Below are 19094 nucleotides of genomic sequence, written 5' to 3'. Positions count from 1 at the left end.
TCGTTACGGGTTATACAGGAAATTATTCCTTGCCTCCAAGGCCGGTCGGCGGCCTCATGGCAGGCCGCTTTGGCTCAATACGGCGGGAGACGCGGCCCGGAATTATGCTAGCCTCCTGGAGGCGACATTGGAGAAGGCGATCATGATCGAACCGAAAATCGAAGTTCCGGCCGAACTGCGCGATCTGGCCGAAAAAACCATTGATCAGGCAGAAAAGGCGTTCGGCATGTTCTTCGATGCCGCCGGCAAGTCGATGACCTCGATGCCGGGCGCGGGCTCGGAGATTTCCAAGCAGGCGCTGTCCTTCACCGAGCAGAACATGAAGGCCGCGTTCGAGCACGCCCGGAAGCTGGTCCATGCGACCGACCTCCAGGAAGCGATGCGGATCCAGTCGGAGTTCCTGCGGAGCCAGTTCACCAATGCCGGTGAGCATATGCGCCAGATCACGGGCGGCGTGATGTCGGCCGCAAAGGATGCGACGAAAATCAAGCTCTGAGTGCTAGCGCCTTCGCGCCACTGCCACACCGAGCAGGAAGGCGACGAACAAGCTCGCGAGCGGAGCTTCGCGGGTAATGGCGCTGACGGTGGAGAGCGGCTTTCCAGGTTGACGCGCCGTCGCGATCGCCTCGCCGAGACGATCGACTGCGGCCTGAAGCGCGGCGGAGAGTTCCGTGATCGTACGTGACACATCGGTCGCGGTGTCGATGGCGCGTTCCGCCATGCCGGGTTGCGATTGCCCTGATGATTCGATGGTCACGGTTTTCTGCTCGCTGAAATGGTTCGCATCTGCGGACGGCCGTCAAAATGGCGGCGTCATGCAGCAATGCGCGAGAGCGAATTTTGTTCCGCGATAGCGGCACCGCCCGACGCGGCCGGAAGCGGAACCTTCATCGTCGACGGGATTTGACTTCAGCAGAGGAAACAACCCTGGACGTCCAAATGACGAACGACCAATTGAGAGAAAATCATTCGATGCGAAGCGGCGGCAAGCCGCTGCTGGTCGCGATTGCGATTGCTGTTCTGGGTGTGCTCGGCATGCTGATCGTCGATCACAAGGTACAAACCGCCGCGATGGCTCACTACAGCACCACCGGTGAGGCCGCCCGCGCCGTCGGCGCGAACGTCATGCCGACCGAACCGAAGTCGCAACTGGAGCCCGATGCCCCCGGGCCAAAGCCCGTTCATCCGGCCAATCCGGAGACGCACTAAGCTTCCAGAATGCGCCGCCGGATCCGATGCCCGGAGGGCGGCATCCATTCTCATGTGAACGCGGCGCGCCGCCATATGGACCAGTTTGGTCCTGGTTCGGCCGGTCGTCGTCGGGTCACCGATCTGAAACCGCAAAAGGCGGGTCCGGGACTGGGCTCACCCTGCGCTTGACACGTCGGGCAAATCAGGGGCATAGCGGCATCATCACGAAAATTCGCGAGTGACGGTGCGTCAGCGAACGCTGACGAACGCGCCCCAGCATGCCGCCAGACCGGCACCTGTCAGCACGAGCAGCGGGTTGTCGCAGAACGGGCCGCCATACTGGCACATCGTGACACCCAGCGAGCCGATCTCATGATGGCTTGCCGCATAGAACAGGCCCGACAGGATTGCGAGCACGGTAGCAACGAAAAACATCGATAGCCTCCTTGCGCTCTGGTGGGCGTCCGATTTTCCAATCGGCATCCAATGATTTACGTAGATATCGGTGCGCCAAACCAAATCGCCATACCCAATCACTTATCGGTTGACGCGTCGGGCAAATCAGGGGCACACTGACATCATTGCAGAAATCGTAAAGCCCGCACCGGGAAACCGGCAGCGGGTTTTTCGTTCTGTGCAGAACAGTCGATCAAGGAAGTTTCAATTCGTCGAATTGATTTCGTTGCATTTTCTGCAATTTGTTGACGGCCCGAAAATAGTTGACACGTCGGGCAAATCAGGGGCAAAACGGCATCATCGCAGAAATCATCAGGCCCGCGCGGAGAAATCCGCCGCGGGCTTTTTCATGATATCGCCTTTCGCACCGCCGTGCCGGATATGGCTGGGGATCCGCGTGTCCGGTCGGACGACGTCGCGCGGAAGCCCCCGCACGCTCAATAATGCGGGTCGTACATCTTCGAATGGATGAACGCCGCCATGTCGTTCGGGGCATGTCCGGTCGCAAGACCATTATTGTAGGCAACGACGGCGACCGCTTCGGCGATGCGGGCGGAGACCTCACGGATCCGCGGCAGCGCCGGATAAAGGCTGCCTTGCGCGAGGTCTTCCTGACTGACGAGCTGGGCCAGCGCGTGAGCGGCAACCATGAACATTTCGTCGGTGACCAGCCTTGCCCCGCATGCTGTGGCACCGAGGCCGACGCCGGGGAAGATGTAGGAATTGTTGCCCTGGCGCGGCACGTAAGTCTTGCCGTCGAGGTTGACGGGATCGAACGGGCTGCCGCATGCGAACAGCGCGCGGCCGCCGGTGTGGCGATAGGCTTCCTCGGCGGAGCATTCCGCCTTCGAGGTCGGGTTGGAGAGCGCGAACACGATCGGCCGCTCGTTGAGCCCGGCCATGGTCTGCAGCACTTCAGGCGTGAACGCGCCGCCGACTGCGGCGACGCCGATGATCGCGGTGGGTTTCAGCGTATTGATGGCGGCGAGGAATTGTTCGATCGGTGCCTGGTCGTGCGCATAGCGAAGCTTGTGCTCGGTAAGGCCGGCGCGGTCCTTGACGACGAGGCCGCGCGAATCCACCAGCCAGTTGCGCCTGACGGCCTCGGCTTCGGTCAAGCCTTCGGCCATCATGGCCGAGACGATCAGGTCGGCGATCCCCGTTGCGGCTTCTCCGGCGCCGAGGAAGAGCACGGTCTGGTCCTTGAGCTTGCCGCCGGTGACACGTAACGCCGAGAATAGCCCGGCGAGCGCGACCGCCGCCGTTCCCTGAATGTCGTCGTTGAAGACGGGAATGATGTCGCGGTATTTGTGCAGCAGGCGGAAGGCCGAGTGATTGGCGAAATCCTCGAACTGGATCATGACGCCGGGGAAGGTCTCGCGCGCTGCGGTGACGAATTCGTCGACGAACTCGTCATAGGCCGCGCCGCTCAGGCGCCGCTGGCGCATGCCGATATAATAGGGATCGTTCAGCAACGCCTCGTTGTTGGTGCCGACATCCAGCACCACCGGCAGGCAGAGCTCCGGATGAATGCCGGCGCAGGCGCAATAGAGCGAAAGCTTGCCGACCGGAATGCCCATGCCATTGGCGCCGAGGTCGCCGAGGCCCAAAATGCGTTCGCCATCGGTGACGACGATGAGTTTGGTCGCATAGGGCCAGTTGGCCAGCAGCTCGGCAATGCGGCCGCGGTCGCAGGCTGCGATGAACAGGCCGCGCGGCCGCTGGAAGATATAGCCGAAGCGCTGGCAGGCGAGGCCGACCGTCGGGGTGTAGATCAGCGGCTGGATTTCATCGATGTTGTCGCACACGACGCGGAAGAACAGCGCCTCGTTGCGGTCGTGCAGCTCGTTCAGCGCCACGTATTTGGCGAGGTCGCTGGGCAATTCGCGCAAATTGGCCATCACGCGCTCGACCTGGGTCTGCATCGAAAATACATGCGCCGGCAGGAAGCCGCGCAATCCGAGCGCGTCGCGTTCCTGCTCGGTGAATGCCGTGCCCTTGTTCAGCAGCGGATCGCGCAGCAGTGCCAGGCCGTGCGGCATTTCAGAAGGTTGAAGACGCGGATTCGCGCGGGCAGGGACGTTCATCGTATTCCTCCAAAGCCGCGCTTGGGCCGGCTCGTATCGTTGGTCGTTCTAAAGCAGAGAACGCGTATCGGGATCAAGGCCGAAGAAAGAGCATATCTTCGCGCGAAGGCTTCGAACGACGTTTCGATCCTAGCACCTTTCGGACTCGCTGCGATGCCCGACATAACATTCATAGTGCACTGCAAAATCGAAATGCCGATGGATCGGTGCGCCTCTTTCTGATGGATGAAAATGGGTTGCCATGGCCAAATCCCTCTCCGAAATCCGCTCGCTGGCTTCGAGAAGTACAGCTTCGACAACGTCGCGAGGATCGCCCAGCGTTGACGCCGGCGAGATCAAAAGCATCCTTAGTGAGATCTTGGCGGAACAACGTGAAGGCCCCCTCGCAATCCTTGACGAAACGACAGTCAAGACCGTCGCGACCATTCTCACGTCGTTCGGTATCTATGACGAGGACCGCAAGGAAATCCGGGCTGATCTCCAACACCTGAGGTGTTGGCGCAAGGGCATGGAGCAGGCGCAGAATTACGCTTTCAAGGCGGCAATCGCTTTGATCGTCACGGGTTTCGTCGGGACTGTTTGGCTTGGCGCCAAGGCGATGCTTTGCAAATAGCCCTGCCTTAAACGAGAGTCTTTGACATCGGATAACCGGAGCGGGTGCCAAACTTGTGGCCTGCCGGTCCAGTCTCGGAATATCCTCTGGCGCGATAAAAGCGGTATGCCGTTTCGGTGCTTTCGAGTCGACATTTTGCGTTGCCAAATTCGATCGCGCGCATTTCAAGTTCTGCCAGAAGCGTCGTGCTCACGCCACGGAACCGCGCATCGGGTGAGACATAGTTGAGTGTTATCTCCCCATCGTCGGTAATGCAGCCGACGGCCAGGACGCGGTTGTGGTCGACGGCCACCAGAACTGAATTGCCGGGCCGGATCCATGACCGGAATATTTCCGGCGTCTTGTTGCTCAGCCATCGCCCGAGAATGACGGGGTCGTTGCCATGATCGGGAGCGCAGAGCTCTATGATGGAGCGCCGCATCACATCGCACGCGGCAAATGCGTCTTCCGGGACGGCATCACGAACTCTCATCTATGGCTCGTCATCTTATAGACTCAAGCAATAAGTGTCAGGTTCGTAGGAACTCATCCAATGTGCCGGATTCGTGAGATCCGTTGGCTGGTGTTTAGTCGTCTCGGATACAACCGACAATCTGCCATCAGCCAACAACTTTATCCGAGCGGGCTGCAGGTTGTACCAGCCGCAGCACCCGTGGGCGTGGCCTCATACATTGTACTGGCGTAAATTGATCGATTAACGGCCCATTTGAGCCGCACCTTAGCTTCTATCGTCCCGTTCGCCCGGTGCCGTGATGGCCGCCGGGCCTTTTTTGTTTTTGGGGTCTTGCTGTCGGCCGGGGCCTCGGTGCCGCTGCCCGGCCGCCTCTTTTGGTCGTGACCCTAGCCGAGGTGCGGGGGATTATGCTTTGATGTATGCGGGCTGATGCCTGAACAACAAGCCGTGCAAAACGGCGACCGGCGTTCAATTCCGCCGGCGGAAATCAAAGGGAGGCGTGCCTTGGCAAGCTCCGGCCGTACCATGCTGGCCAAGATCTGGGACCAGCATGTCATCGCACGACTAAGCGATGATACTGACCTGCTCCATATCGACCGTCATTTGTTGCACGATCTGGGTGGCTCGCGAGGGCTTCTGGATCTCAAGAGCCGGGATCTTTCCGTTCACAACCCGGAACTGACCTTTGCGACGCCCGATCACGCCATCTCGACGGCGCGTGGGCGTGCCGGCACCAGCAAGATCGGGCAGGAATTACTGGCCGCCCTGCGCGTCGAGACTTCGGCCAGCGGCATCCAGATGTTCGACATCGATGAGCCAGGGCAGGGTATCGTTCACGTCATCGGGCCCGAACTGGGGCTGAGCCTGCCGGGTTGCATCATTGTGTGTGGCGACAGTCATACCTGCACCCATGGCGGGCTGGGAGCGCTGGCATTTGGCATTGGCTCGAGCGAGCTCACGCATGTGTTGGCGACGCAGGCGCTGATTCAGCGCCGGCCGAAAACCATGCGCGTGAAGTTTGAGGGTAAGCTGCCGCTTGGCGTTACCGCCAAGGATTTGATCCTCGCCCTGATTGGTCACGTCGGCGCCGCGGGCGGTACCGGGTACGCCGTCGAATATGCCGGCAGCGCCATCCGTGAGATGCCGGTTGAGGGGCGGCTCACGATCTGCAATTTGTCGATCGAGCTTGGCGCCAAGATCGGCATGGTGGCGCCGGACGAGGAGACCTTTGAATATTTGCGTGGGCGTCGCTATGCGCCCGTGGGCGAGATGTGGGATCGGGCGGTCAAGGCCTGGGGCGAACTTCCGAGCGATGCCGACGCCAGTTTCGACCAGGAGGTCCTGATCGACGTCACTAAAATCATCCCGCAGGTGACCTGGGGCATCAGCCCGGAGCACGTTATCGGCGTCGATGGCCGCATTCCCGATCCGCAGGCGATTGACGATCCGGCGCGCCGCGCCGCGTATGAGGCCGCACTTGAGTATATGGGGTTACAAGCCGGTGCGGCGATTGCCGGCACGCCGGTCGACTGGGTCTTCATCGGCTCCTGCACCAATAGTCGCCTGAGCGACCTGCGGGCGGCCGCCGAGATCGCGCGGGGCCGAAAGGTCGCGCCGGGTGTGCGGGCGTGGATTGTGCCGGGCTCCGAGACGGTCAAGCGCGACGCAGTGGCTGAGGGCCTCGACAAGGTTTTCATTGATGCCGGCTTCGAATGGCGCGAGCCCGGGTGCTCGATGTGCCTTGCTGCCAATGGCGAGACGGTGGCACCGGGGCTGCGCTCGGTCTCCACGTCCAATCGCAATTTTGTCGGCCGTCAGGGGCCGCGCGCCAGAACCCATCTGGCGAGTCCGGCGACGGCCGCAGCTGCCGCGATTGCGGGGGCCATTGCCGACGTGCGGACGATGGAGCGCTGACATGCCAAAATCCTTCAACAAGCTGACGGCAATTGCAGCGCCGATCATGCGCAGCAACATCGATACCGATGTCATCATCCGGATCGAGCGGCTGGTCGGAAATGCCATCCGCGGAACGCTTGGTAAATGGGCGTTCGGCGCGCTGCGTTATCTGCCTGACGGTTCGGAAAACCCTGAATTCATTCTGAACCGGGAGCCCTACCGGCAGGCGGAAATTCTCGTCACCGGACCGAATTTCGGGTGCGGGTCCTCCCGCGAAGGGGCAGTGTGGTCCCTGCAGGAGATGGGGATCCGCGCCGTCATCGGCTCCAGCTTCGGCGATATCTTCTTCGCCAACTGCTTTCAGAACGGCATTCTGCCGATCATCGTCGACAAGGCAACCGTCGATAGCCTCGCGGCCGAGATTGAGCTTACGCAAGGCGCAGGGCGCGTCGGCATCGATCTCGAGGCGCAGACGATTATCTCGCCGACCGGCAAGCAACTCCGTTTCGAGATCGACCCTCGCCGGCGCGAAGGCCTGCTGCAGGGGCTCGATGAAGTTGCGTTGACGCTGCAGCGTGACGACGAAATCCGGGCCTTCCAGGCTTCCGACCGCGCCGCGCGGCCATGGATCCATTTTGCAAGGAAATCGGCATGAATACGCGTTCCAATATGGTGAAGGTCGCCGTGGTTGGCGGCGAGGGCATCGGCCCCGAGGTGACGGCACAGTCGCAGCGTATTCTCAACTGGTTTGCGGCCAAGCGTGGCGTTCCCATGACGCTGCGCGAGGCGCAGTATGGCATCATTCCCTATCTTGCGACCGGCAAGGTGCTACCCGACGATACGGTCGAGGCGATGGAAGAGGCCGACGCGATCGTTTGGGGCGCGACCGGCGGTCCTGAAACCAAAGAGGTGCCTGCGGCTGCGCGCAAGGCAGGCAGCTTATTGGGGCTACGAAGCAAATACGATCTCTACGCTAACTTGAGGCCGATCGTTGCCAACCCGGCGCTGGCCGATTCCGCGCCGCTGAAGGCGCATGTGCTGAAAGGGGTCGATTTCGTCATTATCCGCGAACTGACGAGCGGCATCTATTTCGGCGAACCGCGCGGCATCGAAACGCTGGCCGACGGCCAGCGCCGCGGCTTCAACACCGAGCAATATACCACCAACCAGGTCCGCCGCGTGGCGCGGTCGGCTTTCGAACTGGCACGGACGCGCAGGAACAAGGTCTGCTCGGTCGACAAGGCCAACGTGCTCGAGACCAGTGTGTTGTGGCGTGAGGAGGTAATCGCCCTGCACAAGGAGGAGTTCTCCGACGTCGAACTGACCCATCTCTACGTCGATAACGCCGCGATGCAGATCGTTCGCGAACCGGCGCAGTTCGACGTGATGGTGACCGGCAACATTTTCGGCGACATCCTGTCCGATTGCGCGGCCATGGCGTCGGGCTCGCTCGGCATGTTGCCGTCGGCGTCATTGGGGCCGGTCGACAAGTTCGGCCGCCGCAAGGCACTGTACGAGCCGGTCCACGGTAGCGCGCCCGACATTGCGGGCAAAGGCATCGCCAATCCGCTGGGCTCGATCCTCAGTGTCGCGATGATGCTGCGCATGACGTTGAATCGGCCCGAGGATGCCGATTTGCTCGAGCAAGCCGTGGATGCTGCTTTGGCGACAGGCGCCCGGACCGCAGATATCGCCGAGCCGGGCGCGAAAAAACTGTCCACGGCGGAGATGGGCGATGCCGTCCTCAGCGCCCTGGAGAAGGTCGCGGCGAAGGAGAAGGAGCGAGCGTAATGGCCTACCTCTCAAGACGTTCTGCGCTGACGATCATCGCGGGCGGCACCGCTGCCCTGGCTGCCGGGAGGGCGCAGGCCGAAGACAAGCCGGGACGCGTGATCTATCCCGTCGCGGTGCCGGTCTATCAGACACAGTTCATTGCCGATCGGATCGGGTACTTCAAGGAAGCAGGCCTCGACTGCAAGCTGGTTCAGGGCGGCAGCGGCGTCAAGACGCGGGAGATCATCGCGTCGTCGCAGGGCGACATCGGTATCGGCGACATCACCCACCCGATGCAGCTCAGCAACCACGGCCGCGCCGGACGCGTGCTGATGCCGGTCGATACCCGGTCCAGCTCGGTGATGTTCATCATTCGGAAGGATCTGTTCGATCAGGGAATCACTACGCTGGAAGCGCTGACCGCCTGGAAGCGGCCGGACGGCCGCAAGCCGATCGTTTCGGTCTCGTCTCTCGGAGGCACCAACCACGTCTGGGCTTCCTATTACATGGAGACGATGGGGCTCGACCAGAAGGTGACCTGGATCGGGACCGGCAATGTCGACACCATGCTGGGCTCGCTGAAGACCAAACAAGTCGACGTACTCGTGAGTTCGCTGTCGCTGTTGAACGATTCGAAGGAGCAGGGTTGGGGCGCTCTGTTGTTCGACGGAACGGACGAGACGATCTGGAACAAATATATCGGCGGCAAGGTGCCGGTGACGTCGCATTTTACGTTGCAATCGACGATCGACAAGGACCCGGCCAAAATGCAGGCCTTCGTTACCGCGATCTGGCGGGCGACGCAGTGGCTCAAGACGCACACGCCCGAGCAGGTCTACGATGCGATCGAACCCTATGTCGGCAGCACTTCGCGCGCGGCCAATATCCTTGAGATCACGGCGTTGCAAAAGGTTGCCGACTACGACGCCACGATCGACGCTCCCGGTTTCGCGCGGGGCGAAAAAGTCTGGTTCCGGGAAATGACCGGCATCAAGCCGCTCACGATTGCCGAAGTCGTCAGTCCAACCTTCGTTGAAGTGGCAAGAAAGGCCTATCCCGCTTGAACGCACCGACGCGATCGCCGACGCCGCCCGCCCGGACCAGCGACGCCGATCGCATCGACGTCAGGGGGCTGAGTAAATCGTTCCAGCTCGCAGGCACTGCGATCGAGGCGGTGCGCGACGTTTCCTTCAGTGTACGCCGCGGCGAGTTCGTGGCGCTGCTGGGGCCGTCGGGATCCGGCAAGAGCACGGTTCTCAACATGATCGCGACCCTGGCGAAGCCGAGTGGCGGCCAGATCCTGATCGACGGCAAGCCGGTGATCGCCGGCAAGGCGACGCCCGGTGTCGGCTACGTCTTCCAGCGCGATACGCTGTTTCCCTGGCGCACCGTCGCCGACAATATCGGCTATGGCTTGCAGCTTGCCGGCATCGGGGATGCGGAGCGCAAAGAGCGAGTCGCCACCTGCCTCGCGCAAGCCGGATTGCAGGGGTTCGGTGACGCCTACCCGTCGGCCTTGTCCGGCGGCATGCGGCAACGTGCAGCGTTGATGCGCACGCTGGTGGTCGAGCCGCAGATCCTGTTAATGGACGAGCCATTCGGCGCGCTCGATACCCACACCAAGATCGATATGCATGAAGTGCTGCTGCGGATCTGGGATCGCGAGCAGCAAACCGTCCTGTTCGTGACGCATGATCTCGGTGAAGCCTTGACCCTGGCCGACCGCATCATCCTGTTCTCGGCGCGTCCAGGCCAGATCAAGGACATGTTCGACGTGGATTTCGCGCGGCCGCGGGATGCGGTCAAGGTGCGTGAGACGCCGCGCTATGCCGAATTGTTCCAGCACATCTGGCATTCGCTCGGGGAAGAATTCATCAAAGGTCGCAGCCGATGAGAACGCCGAGGCACCGGGCAAGCACGCTTTCGTGGCAGATCGCGATCTGCGTTGCCGTGCTTTCTATCTGGCAGTGGGGATATGACCTGCATGCCCGGTTTCCATCGCTGGTTCCGGATTTGCTCGATCCTTATTTCGTTTCGAAACCGTCTGAAATCTTCGAGCACTTCCTGATCCTGAGCTGCCTGAAGTCCAAGATGGGCGTGTTCAACGGCTGGTTCAATGGTGACTTTGCCAAATGCATGGTCCGCAACGAGAACAATCTCTGGGTCGCCACCGCGATCACGCTGAAGAACACATTCTTTGGATTTGTCATCGGCGTATCATCTGGTTTCGCGGTCGGGTTGCTGCTGGGGCGGTCGGATCGGCTCAGCGACATTTTTCAACCCTTCATCACCGCCGTGAATTCCATACCCCGTATCGCGCTGGCGCCGATCATCGTACTAGCGTTCGGGATCGGCGACACGTCGAAGATCGTGACGTCCTGGATCGTGGTCGTATTCCTGGTGTTCTTCAATACGTTCGAAGGTGCACGTTCGATCGATGAAGGCTTCGTCAGCGCCGCGCGGCTATTGGGCGCCAGCGAGTGGCAGATCACGCGGACGGTGGTGATCCCCTCGACCATGGCATGGGTGTTTGCCTCGCTGTCGCCGGCGATTTCCTTTGCGCTGATAGGCGTCATCGTCGGTGAATTCATCGGTGCCGAGCGCGGCATCGGCCGGCTGATCATCGAGTCGGAAGCGCGAGCGGAAGCTTCCGGCATGATGGTTGCCGTTATCGTGCTGATGCTGGTTGGCGTTGCACTGTCGGCCATCATCTGGCGGTTGCAGGCATATCTGTTGCGCTGGCAGCAGCATAATATGGCGGAGTAGCCATGTTCGACGCATGCCTTGATCATTGGTGATCAGGCGATAGACTGGTCAGGCTCGACCGCATCAAAAGCGTACAACACGGAGCGAGCGAGGGAACCTCGATGGCGGGAGACAGCCGCACACCGGATGCTAGTTCGCCCGCGGCGCCGGGTTTGGATAGCCATGCCGCCATGGTCGCCCGCGCCAGGGCGTTGATTCCGGAGTTGCGCAATCGCGCCGCCAGGACCGAGGAGCTGCGGCGCCTTCCGCCGCAGACCGAACGCGATCTGCATGATGCCGGCCTGTTTCGGGTCGTGCAGCCCAAACGCGTTGGCGGGTCAGAACTCGACTATGTCGCGCTGATCGATTGCGCCGATGCATTGGGACAGGCCGACGCTTCCGTGGCGTGGAATTTCGCCAACCTCGCCAGCCACCACTGGATGCTGGGTATGTTTGACCCGCGCGCGCAGGCCGCCGTGTGGGACAAGGACGCCGACACGCTGATCGCATCGTCGTTCATTTTTCCGGCCGGTCGCGCCAGGAAAGTCGACGGCGGGTATGTGCTGAACGGCCACTGGCCATTCTCTTCAGGCGTCGAATCCTGCGACTGGAATATGCTTGCCAGCGTGGTCTCGTCAGACGACGAAGCCGACGGCATCGAATACCGGATATTTCTGCTCAACAGGCGGGACTACAAGATCAACGACACCTGGAACGCGACCGGCCTGTGCGGTACCGGGTCGAACGACGTCAGGGTCGTGGACGCTTTTGTTGCAGAGCAAATGACGGTTTCCGTGAGCGACCTGACCGGTGGACCGACGCCGGGGAGCGCGGTCAACCCAAACCCGCTCTATGCGCTGCCGGTGTTTTCGCTGTTTCCCTACGTCCTGTCCGGTGTCGGCCTCGGCAACGCGCAGGCCTGCCTGAACGACTATGTCGAATTCGCGCGGCACCGGGCTTCGACCTATAATCGCGCCAAGGTCAGCGATATGCAGACCACGCAAATCAAGATCGCGGAGGCCTCCGCCAAGATCGACGCCGCGCGCCTGGTCATGCGCACGAATTGCATTGACGCCATGGCGGATGCACGGCGCGGTCACGTGCCTGATATCGCGGCCAAGACACGGCTGCGGCGCGACGGCGCCTTTTCAGTGAACCTCTGCACCGACGCGGTGTCGCTGCTGTTTGCGGCAAGCGGCGCACGCAGCCTGTTCACGTCAGGTGCGTTGCAGCGGCAATTCCGCGATGCCCATGCGGTGAATTCGCACCTCGCCTTCAATTTCGATGCGGCGGGAACCAATTATGGACGCGTGGCGCTTGGCTTGCCGTCCGAAAACCTGACGCTTTGAGGCCAGGCGGATGTCCGACGCACCCAAACATCCGGCCGATCCGGCCAACGAATTCGCCACCGACAACTCGGCGATAGATCCCCGGGACTTTCGCAATGCGCTGGGTACATTCGCGACCGGCGTCACCATTGTTACGGCGATGGCGGCCGACGGAAAGCCTTACGGCGTGACCTGCAACTCGTTTGCCTCGGTGTCCCTGAATCCGCCGCTGGTGTTGTGGAGTCTCGGCATGTTCTCGCAAGGTCTGACCATCTTCCAGAATGCCAGTCATTTCACCGTCAATATTCTCGGCGCCTCCCAGCAGGCGCTGGCGTCGCGATTCGCAAAATCCTCCGGCGACAAATTCGCCGGCGTGAGCTGGGCGCCGGGGCTCGGCAACGCGCCGGTGCTGGCGGACAGTGTTGCCAATTTCCAATGCCGTGCCGCGAACCGTTACTATGGCGGCGACCACATCATCTTCCTCGGCGCGGTCGAGGCCTATGCCTACAACCGGCAGGAGCCGCTGCTGTTCGCGCGGGGCGGTTTCGGCCGGTTTACTGCTGACGAGAGCAAGTAGAGCCCGGTTCTGATTCAATCAGAACCGAAAAGGCTCTATACCTTCGCCATTTCGGCCCGGTACCAATCCCCGATCTCGCTGGCGGTCATCAGGGCGACGCCATCGTGGCCGATGACGTAGTCGAGCAGCGCTTCCAGATATTTGATCCGGTGCGGCACGCCCGTGATGTACGGATGTATGGAGATCGCCATGATCCGCGCGTTCGATGCGCCTTCGAGATAGAGCCGGTCGAACTGGTCGGTGCAGCGCTTCAGGAACTGCTCGGACGGCAGATGCTGCAAGGCGTGGATCACGATGTCGTTGGTTTCGACCGAATACGGGATCGTTGTGATGGTGCCGTGAGGCGTGGCGATATCCTGCGGCAGGTCGTCGATCACCCAGTCTGCCAGATATTCGATACCGTTGAGGCGCAGCAGATCGAGGGTCTCCTCGGTCTCGGTGAGGCCGGGGCTCTCCCATGACCGTGGCGGCTTTCCCGAAAATTTCGCGATGGTCTCGACCGCGCGCTTGATCGCGTCGGCCTGGTTGTCGAGCTTGTGCATCGGGCCCTGCATGAAACCGTGGCCCATGAATTCGAAGCCGGCTTCAAGCGCCGCAGACGCGACCCGAGGGTAGCTGTTGCAGACATTGCCGTTGATCGCCAGCGTCACCGGCATCTTGCGGTCAGTCAGCGCCTTGAACTGCCGCCAGAAGCCGGCGCGCATGCCGTATTCATGCCATGACCAGTTCGGCACGTCGGGCAACAACGGCTGGCCCATCGGCGGGCTCAGCACCGTACGCGGCATCGCATTCTCGATGCGCCACTCCTCGACATTCAGGATGACCCAGACCGCGAGCTTCTTGCCGCCGGGCAGGGCCAGCTTTGGCCGGTCGATTTGCGCCTGATAGGGGATGCGATCGCTGAGAGCCACGGTCGGTTTTCCTGGGTGAGTCGATTATTCGGCGGCTTTCGCACGGCTGGCCATGCCGGCATTGACCCGTGGCATGACCTTTTCGGCCATCAGGATCATCGACTGGCGTCCGAGCTCGCGATCCTTCCAGTCCTTGCCCGCATAGAGCAGCGTGCCGAACGGGCCGGTCTCTTCCTGAAAGGCCAAGATCTGATCTGCAACGCTCTCGGGCGTGCCGTGAATGATGAGCTTGTCGCAGATCTGTTCCAGCGTCACCTCGTCGTCCGGCTGGTCGCGGCGCGTCTTGAACAGCTCGAGGCGGCCGCCGCGTTTCAATTTGGTGAACAGCGAACGATAATAATAGACGTAGGGTCCGTTTGGATCGCTGGCATAGGCCTTTGCGGTCGCGGCATCCTTGGCGACGAACACGCTCTTGGCGACGCGCCAATTCGCTGCATCGGCAGGGCGGCCGGCACGTTCGCAACCTTCGACGTATTTCGGCCAGTGGCTCTTGACCCAGGCCGGCATCAGGAAGTTCGCCGAGATCGGCTCCCAGCCGCGTGCTGCGGCTTCCGTCACTCCCTTTGAGAACGGCGCCACCGCCGTCACCACGATCGGCGGATGCGGCCTTTGCAGCGGCCGCGGGATGAAACCCTGGCCGATATCTTCGATTAGGGTCTTTTGAACCGATACGTTCCAGTATTTGCCTTGTAGATTATACGGCGGCTCGCTCCCCCAGATCTGCAGGACCTGGTTGATGGCTTCCAGGAACATCGCGTTCCGGTCGGCTTCCAGATTCCCGAACACCTCTGCGTCCGACAGCAGGCCGCCGGGGCTGATTCCGAAGATCAGGCGGCCGTCGAGCATGTGGTCGAGCATCGCGATCGAGGCCGCAATCGCAGCCGGATGCGCGTTCGGCATATTGATGGTGCCGGTGCCGAGTTTGATCTGCTTCGTTGCGGCCGCAAGCCAGGCGATGAAGGCGATGCAGGAGGTGATGTTCTCGGCTTTGTCGGTGATGTGCTCGCCGACATAGGCCTCGGTGAAATCAAGTTCGTCGGCCAGCAGGAAGGCTTCGCGGTCCTCCTTCAGCGACAGCCGCCAATCCTTGTCGAGCGGATGGATCGGCATGGTAAAGAATCCGAGCTTCATCGTCTGCTGTTCCCAACGACAGGTTTTTGGTTGGCCGCGAACGTGCTTCGTCCGCGGCACCGTGACAAGTCCCAAGTCTAAAGAATCACTCCGGAAACCAACTTGACCTTTAGTAGGGGGCACCGTCTAATCCTGGCAAATATCAGCATTCGGCCGGGGAGGTCATGTCGAAATGAAGGCCTCGGCTTTCGCTTATGCCCGCGCGACCAGCGTCGAAAATGCGCTGGAATTGCTGGCCGATCAGGGCGACAGGGCCAAGGTCTTGTCGGGTGGCCAGAGCCTGATGCCGGCGATGAACTTGCGGCTGATCTCTCCCGAACTCGTTGTCGACATCGGCGGCCTTGCCGAGTTGCGCGGGATTGCGGTCAAGGAGGGGATCCTCACCATCGGAGCCCTGACCCGCCACGTCGATCTGCTGAAATCCACCGAAATCGCGGCCCACGCACCTCTGCTGGCGGATGCGATCATCCACGTAGCGCATCCGGCGATCCGCAATCGCGGCACGATCGGGGGAAGTCTGGCCCACGCCGACCCAGCCTCGGAACTGCCGGCCTGCATGCTCGCGCTGAGGGCCACCATCATCGTCCGCGGTCCCGGCGGTGAACGGCGAATTGCCGCAGCGGGATTCTTCACCGGAATATACGAGACAGTACTGTCGCCGCAGGAATTGCTGGTGGCGGTCGAACTGCCGGTCGCGCCAAGGGTATCCACCCATTTTTTCCATGAATTCGCCCGCCGGCATGGCGACTACGCCATTGTCGGTCTGGCGGCGCAAGCGGTCGTCTATGACGGCCGCTTTACCGATCTCCGCCTCGGCTTTTTTGCCGTCGGCGATCGGCCGCTGTTGGCTCGGGCCGCCGGCAAACTGATCAATGCTGCCGTCACGCCAGCCCTGTTGTCCGACGCCCTGTCCGCATTGGCTGACGAACTTGATCCTCAAGAGGATCATCAGGCAACACCTGCCATGCGCCGTCATCTGGCAAAGGTGTTGTTGACGCGGTGCGTGGCCGCGTTGCTTTCTCGCCCCGAGCTCGATGCGGGGGCGCTCATTTGACGGCTCCCATATCCATTTCGCTCGACGTCAATGGCGAGCGTGTCGATGCTTTCGTGTTCCCCAGACTCAATCTGGCGGATTTTCTGCGCGAGCATCTGAAATTGACCGGTACGCATGTCGGTTGCGAGCACGGGGTCTGCGGTGCGTGCACGGTGCGCGTCGATGGCGAGATCGTGCGCGCCTGCCTGATGCTCGCGGTACAAGCCAACAATGCGTCCGTCGAGACCATTGAGGGACTGTCCGACAGCGGCGAAATTGCCGATCTGCAGGCGGCGTTCCGCGACCGCAACGCGCTGCAGTGCGGTTTTTGCACGCCGGCGATGCTGATGGCGGCGCAGGATCTGCTCAAGCAAACTGCCACCCCCGATCGCGAGCAGATTCGCGAGCACCTTTCCGGCAACTATTGTCGTTGCACCGGCTATCAGGCGATTGTCGACGCCGTCGAGTCGACAGCGCGTGCGCGCGTCGGGCGCATCGCATGACGTCGGAATCTGACAAGCGAGACCCGCTCTCGGTACTCGACCGGCCGAATTCCTATATCGGCAGGATCGTGCCGCGGCCAAACCTCGATCGCCTGATGCAGGGGCGCGGGCTCTATGTCAGCGACATCGAACTGCCACGGATGGTGCACGTCGTGTTCCTGCGCTCGCCGTATGCGCATGCCAAGATCACAAGCATTGACGCGTCGGCGGCAAAACGTTTGCCTGGGGTGGTCGCCGTCGTGACCGGACAGGAACTTGCCGCCGTCATCACGCCGTGGGTTGGCGTGCTCTCGCATTTGAAGGGGCTGAAATCTGCTCCGCAAAGCGCGATCGCGATCGATCGCGTGTGCTGGCAGGGCGAAGCGGTCGCGGCCGTGGTGGCCAGCAGCCGCGCAGTTGCGGAGGACGCGGCCGAACACGTTTTGGTCGAGTATCAGGAACTCGACGTCGTCACGGACATGAGCACCGCGCTCGATCCCGCGACGCCCGTGATTCACGCTTCACTCGGCGACAACCTCGCCTTTGAGCGAAACCACGATGCCGGCGCCGTCGACCAAGCCTTTGCCGCTTCCGACGAGGTGGTAGAGGCGGAGTTCGTCTTTGGCAGGCACACTGGCGTGACGCTGGAGCCGCGGGCGGTGGTGGCCGACTGGAATGCTGCGGAAGCACGGTTGACCATCTATCAGGGCACCCAGGCGCCGCACATGGTGCAGAATATCGCCGCGCTGCATCTCGGCCTCAGGGAGGCGCAGGTTCGCGTGGTCTGCAAGGACGTCGGCGGCTCTTTCGGCATCAAGGTGCATATTTATGCCGATGAGATGGCGACCTATGCATTGTCGAAACTGCTGCGGCGGCCGGTCAAATTCGTCGCCGACCGGGTCGAGAGTTTCAACACCGACATCCATGCCCGCGACCACAGGTGCAAGGGAAAGATCGGCGTCCAGCGTGACGGCACCATCACCGCATTCGAGATCGACGATCTCACCGGCATCGGGCCGTATTCGATGTATCCGCGCACCAGCGCCATCGAGGCCAATCAAGTCGTCAATCTCGTCGGCGGTCCCTATGTGACCAGGAATTACCGCGCCCGTGCCCGCGTCGTGTTCCAGAATAAGAATGTGATGTGCCAGTACCGGGCGGTCGGTCACCCGATCGCCTGTTCGGTGACCGAAGGACTGGTCGATCTCGCAGCCATGAAGATCGGCATGGACCCGGTCGAAATCCGCCGGCGCAATTTGATTGCCGACGACGCCTATCCCTGCGCTTCGCCGTCAGGTTTGCGCTTTGAGCAGTTGTCGCACCACGCGGCGTTGGCCAAGTTGATCAAGATGATGAATTACGACGCGCTGCGCGCCGAGCAGGCCGCCTTGCGGCCTCGGAACATCCATCGCGGTATTGGCATCGCCAGCTTTATCGAAGTGACCAATCCAAGCGCGGCATTCTATGGTGTCGGCGGTGCGAAGATTTCATCGCAAGACGGTGTCGCTGTTCGACTTGATGCTCAAGGCTCGGTGATCTGCCAGACCAGCATCACCGAGCAGGGCCAGGGATCGGAATCGCTCACCGCGCAGATTGTCGGCAGCGTGCTCGGCGTTTCGATGGACCGTGTCCGCGTCATCCTGGGCGATACCGATAATACGCCCTATGGCGGCGGCACCTGGGCCTCGCGCGGCGCCGGCATCGGTGGCGAAGCAGCACTTCAGGCCGCGAAAGCGCTGCGCAAAAATATTCTCGATGTTGCCGCCGCCATCCTGCAGTCGACGGCCGGTGAACTCGACATCGTCAACGACAATGTCGTGAACACCGGCGATGGTACGACCCGCATCGAATTGAATGAGCTCGCGCGGATCGTCTATTTCCGTCCGGACACGCTGCCGCCGGGCATTCAGCCCGAGCTGATGGCGACGCGCCATTTTGTCCCGCGAGAATATCCCTTCGCCTTTACCAACGGCGTTCAGGGCTCGTGGCTGGAGGTCGATACCGATACCGGTTTCGTCAAGCTGTTGAAGCACTGGGTGGTCGAGGACTGCGGCACCATCATCAATCCGCAACTGGTCGATGAGCAGATCAGGGGCGGGGTGGTGCAGGGCCTTGGCGCCGCGCTGTTCGAAAAATGTATCTACGACGAGCGCGGTCAGCTCACCAACGCCAACATGGCCGATTATCTGGTTCCGATGTCCGGCGAAATGCCCGATATCGACGTCGGGCATGTGGTTTCGCCGACGCTGGAAACCGAGTTGGGTGCCAAGGGCGCGGGCGAGGCCGGCACGGCAGGTGCGGCAGCGGCCGTGACCAATGCTGTCAACGATGCGTTGCGGCCGTTCGGTGCCGTTATCACGGAGATTCCGTTGACGCCTCAGATCATCCTGACCGCCCTGGGAAAGATCTGACCTAAC

General features: G+C 61.5%; 20 protein-coding genes and 1 pseudogene. 15 read left to right on the top strand and 6 right to left on the bottom strand.

Translation table 11 applies throughout. The annotated features are described in order from the left end of the window. The first annotated feature begins 142 nt into the window (after positions 1 to 142). On the top strand, positions 143 to 496 hold the full coding sequence (locus BLS26_RS08480; protein ID WP_092517802.1) for a phasin: 354 nt from the start codon (positions 143 to 145) through the stop codon (positions 494 to 496). A 3-nt stretch (positions 497 to 499) separates the two neighbouring features. Here BLS26_RS08480 and BLS26_RS08475 read toward each other — a convergent pair whose 3' ends face one another. After that, positions 500 to 721 carry a hypothetical protein gene (locus BLS26_RS08475; protein WP_092510113.1) on the bottom strand — a complete coding sequence of 74 codons (222 nt, stop codon included), beginning with the start codon at positions 719 to 721 and terminating at the stop codon, positions 500 to 502. A 218-nt stretch (positions 722 to 939) separates the two neighbouring features. Here BLS26_RS08475 and BLS26_RS08470 point away from each other — a divergent pair, with 218 nt between their 5' ends. After that, positions 940 to 1209, top strand: a complete 270-nt coding sequence (locus BLS26_RS08470) for a hypothetical protein (protein WP_092510111.1) — start codon at positions 940 to 942, stop codon at positions 1207 to 1209. 231 nt (positions 1210 to 1440) lie between these two features. Here the strand turns inward: BLS26_RS08470 and BLS26_RS08465 are convergent, their stop codons facing one another. Both BLS26_RS08465 and BLS26_RS08460 read right to left on the bottom strand, forming a co-directional pair. After that, positions 1441 to 1626 (bottom strand): hypothetical protein, encoded by a 186-nt coding sequence (locus tag BLS26_RS08465; protein WP_092510109.1) that lies wholly within the window; start codon positions 1624 to 1626, stop codon positions 1441 to 1443. 458 nt (positions 1627 to 2084) lie between these two features. Further along, on the bottom strand, positions 2085 to 3677 hold the full coding sequence (locus BLS26_RS08460; RefSeq protein WP_092517801.1) for an NAD-dependent malic enzyme: 1593 nt from the start codon (positions 3675 to 3677) through the stop codon (positions 2085 to 2087). A 298-nt stretch (positions 3678 to 3975) separates the two neighbouring features. On the opposite strand from BLS26_RS08460, the gene BLS26_RS08455 reads away from it, so the two are divergent. Next, entirely contained in the window at positions 3976 to 4347 is a 372-nt protein-coding gene (locus BLS26_RS08455) for a hypothetical protein (protein WP_371360793.1), read from the top strand. Positions 4348 to 4354: 7 nt separating this feature from the next. Here the strand turns inward: BLS26_RS08455 and BLS26_RS08450 are convergent, their stop codons facing one another. Beyond that, positions 4355 to 4819 carry a GNAT family N-acetyltransferase gene (locus BLS26_RS08450; protein ID WP_092510107.1) on the bottom strand — a complete coding sequence of 155 codons (465 nt, stop codon included), beginning with the start codon at positions 4817 to 4819 and terminating at the stop codon, positions 4355 to 4357. Between the two features lie 76 nt (positions 4820 to 4895). Between BLS26_RS08450 and BLS26_RS36665 the strand changes: the two are divergent. The 9 genes and pseudogenes from BLS26_RS36665 to BLS26_RS08405 form a co-directional block, all read left to right on the top strand. After that, positions 4896 to 5045, top strand: a pseudogene (locus tag BLS26_RS36665) (GNAT family N-acetyltransferase); the annotation flags it as partial. A gap of 281 nt (positions 5046 to 5326) precedes the next feature. Next, positions 5327 to 6715: a 3-isopropylmalate dehydratase large subunit gene (gene leuC / locus BLS26_RS08440; protein ID WP_197681351.1), complete on the top strand. Its 1389-nt coding sequence runs from the start codon at positions 5327 to 5329 to the stop codon at positions 6713 to 6715. A 1-nt stretch (position 6716) separates the two neighbouring features. After that, entirely contained in the window at positions 6717 to 7352 is a 636-nt protein-coding gene (leuD, locus tag BLS26_RS08435) for a 3-isopropylmalate dehydratase small subunit (RefSeq protein ID WP_092510103.1), read from the top strand. Beyond that, the gene (gene leuB / locus BLS26_RS08430) at positions 7349 to 8488 is read left to right on the top strand and encodes a 3-isopropylmalate dehydrogenase (RefSeq protein WP_172804569.1); all 1140 of its coding nucleotides are present in this window, start codon (positions 7349 to 7351) and stop codon (positions 8486 to 8488) included. Before leuD ends, leuB begins: the two co-directional genes overlap by 4 nt. Beyond that, a complete protein-coding gene (locus tag BLS26_RS08425) occupies positions 8488 to 9534 on the top strand; it encodes an ABC transporter substrate-binding protein (RefSeq protein WP_092510099.1) in 1047 nt (348 codons plus the stop codon). Before leuB ends, BLS26_RS08425 begins: the two co-directional genes overlap by 1 nt. Beyond that, entirely contained in the window at positions 9531 to 10364 is an 834-nt protein-coding gene (locus BLS26_RS08420) for an ABC transporter ATP-binding protein (RefSeq protein WP_092510097.1), read from the top strand. The genes BLS26_RS08425 and BLS26_RS08420 overlap by 4 nt, the downstream gene beginning before the upstream one ends. Then, positions 10361 to 11236: an ABC transporter permease gene (locus BLS26_RS08415; RefSeq protein ID WP_092510095.1), complete on the top strand. Its 876-nt coding sequence runs from the start codon at positions 10361 to 10363 to the stop codon at positions 11234 to 11236. Before BLS26_RS08420 ends, BLS26_RS08415 begins: the two co-directional genes overlap by 4 nt. 101 nt (positions 11237 to 11337) lie before the next feature. Then, positions 11338 to 12564, top strand: coding sequence for an acyl-CoA dehydrogenase family protein (locus BLS26_RS08410; RefSeq protein WP_092510093.1), 1227 nt, complete (start codon positions 11338 to 11340; stop codon positions 12562 to 12564). A 10-nt stretch (positions 12565 to 12574) separates the two neighbouring features. Further along, positions 12575 to 13120 carry a flavin reductase family protein gene (locus BLS26_RS08405; protein ID WP_092510091.1) on the top strand — a complete coding sequence of 182 codons (546 nt, stop codon included), beginning with the start codon at positions 12575 to 12577 and terminating at the stop codon, positions 13118 to 13120. A 35-nt stretch (positions 13121 to 13155) separates the two neighbouring features. On the opposite strand, the gene BLS26_RS08400 is transcribed toward BLS26_RS08405, so the two are convergent. Together BLS26_RS08400 and BLS26_RS08395 are read right to left on the bottom strand one after the other, a co-directional pair. Beyond that, positions 13156 to 14031, bottom strand: coding sequence for a polysaccharide deacetylase family protein (locus BLS26_RS08400; protein WP_092510089.1), 876 nt, complete (start codon positions 14029 to 14031; stop codon positions 13156 to 13158). Positions 14032 to 14055: 24 nt separating this feature from the next. Further along, positions 14056 to 15162 (bottom strand): LLM class flavin-dependent oxidoreductase, encoded by a 1107-nt coding sequence (locus tag BLS26_RS08395; protein WP_092510087.1) that lies wholly within the window; start codon positions 15160 to 15162, stop codon positions 14056 to 14058. A gap of 172 nt (positions 15163 to 15334) precedes the next feature. Between BLS26_RS08395 and BLS26_RS08390 the strand changes: the two genes are divergently transcribed. Genes BLS26_RS08390 through BLS26_RS08380 form a run of 3 tightly spaced genes read left to right on the top strand, consistent with a single transcriptional unit; the run spans position 15335 to position 19088 of the window. Further along, entirely contained in the window at positions 15335 to 16216 is an 882-nt protein-coding gene (locus tag BLS26_RS08390) for a xanthine dehydrogenase family protein subunit M (RefSeq protein ID WP_092510085.1), read from the top strand. Then, positions 16213 to 16698 (top strand): (2Fe-2S)-binding protein, encoded by a 486-nt coding sequence (locus tag BLS26_RS08385; protein ID WP_092510083.1) that lies wholly within the window; start codon positions 16213 to 16215, stop codon positions 16696 to 16698. The genes BLS26_RS08390 and BLS26_RS08385 overlap by 4 nt, the downstream gene beginning before the upstream one ends. Beyond that, the gene (locus tag BLS26_RS08380) at positions 16695 to 19088 is read left to right on the top strand and encodes a xanthine dehydrogenase family protein molybdopterin-binding subunit (protein WP_092510081.1); all 2394 of its coding nucleotides are present in this window, start codon (positions 16695 to 16697) and stop codon (positions 19086 to 19088) included. The genes BLS26_RS08385 and BLS26_RS08380 overlap by 4 nt, the downstream gene beginning before the upstream one ends. Positions 19089 to 19094: the final 6 nt, after the last annotated feature.

Origin of the sequence: Afipia sp. GAS231, from assembly GCF_900103365.1 — a bacterium.
In the GTDB taxonomy this organism is placed as follows: Bacteria; Pseudomonadota; Alphaproteobacteria; order Rhizobiales; family Xanthobacteraceae; genus Bradyrhizobium.
Note: the sequence above shows the minus strand (reverse complement) of the source record. Positions and strands in the feature narration are given on the sequence as shown.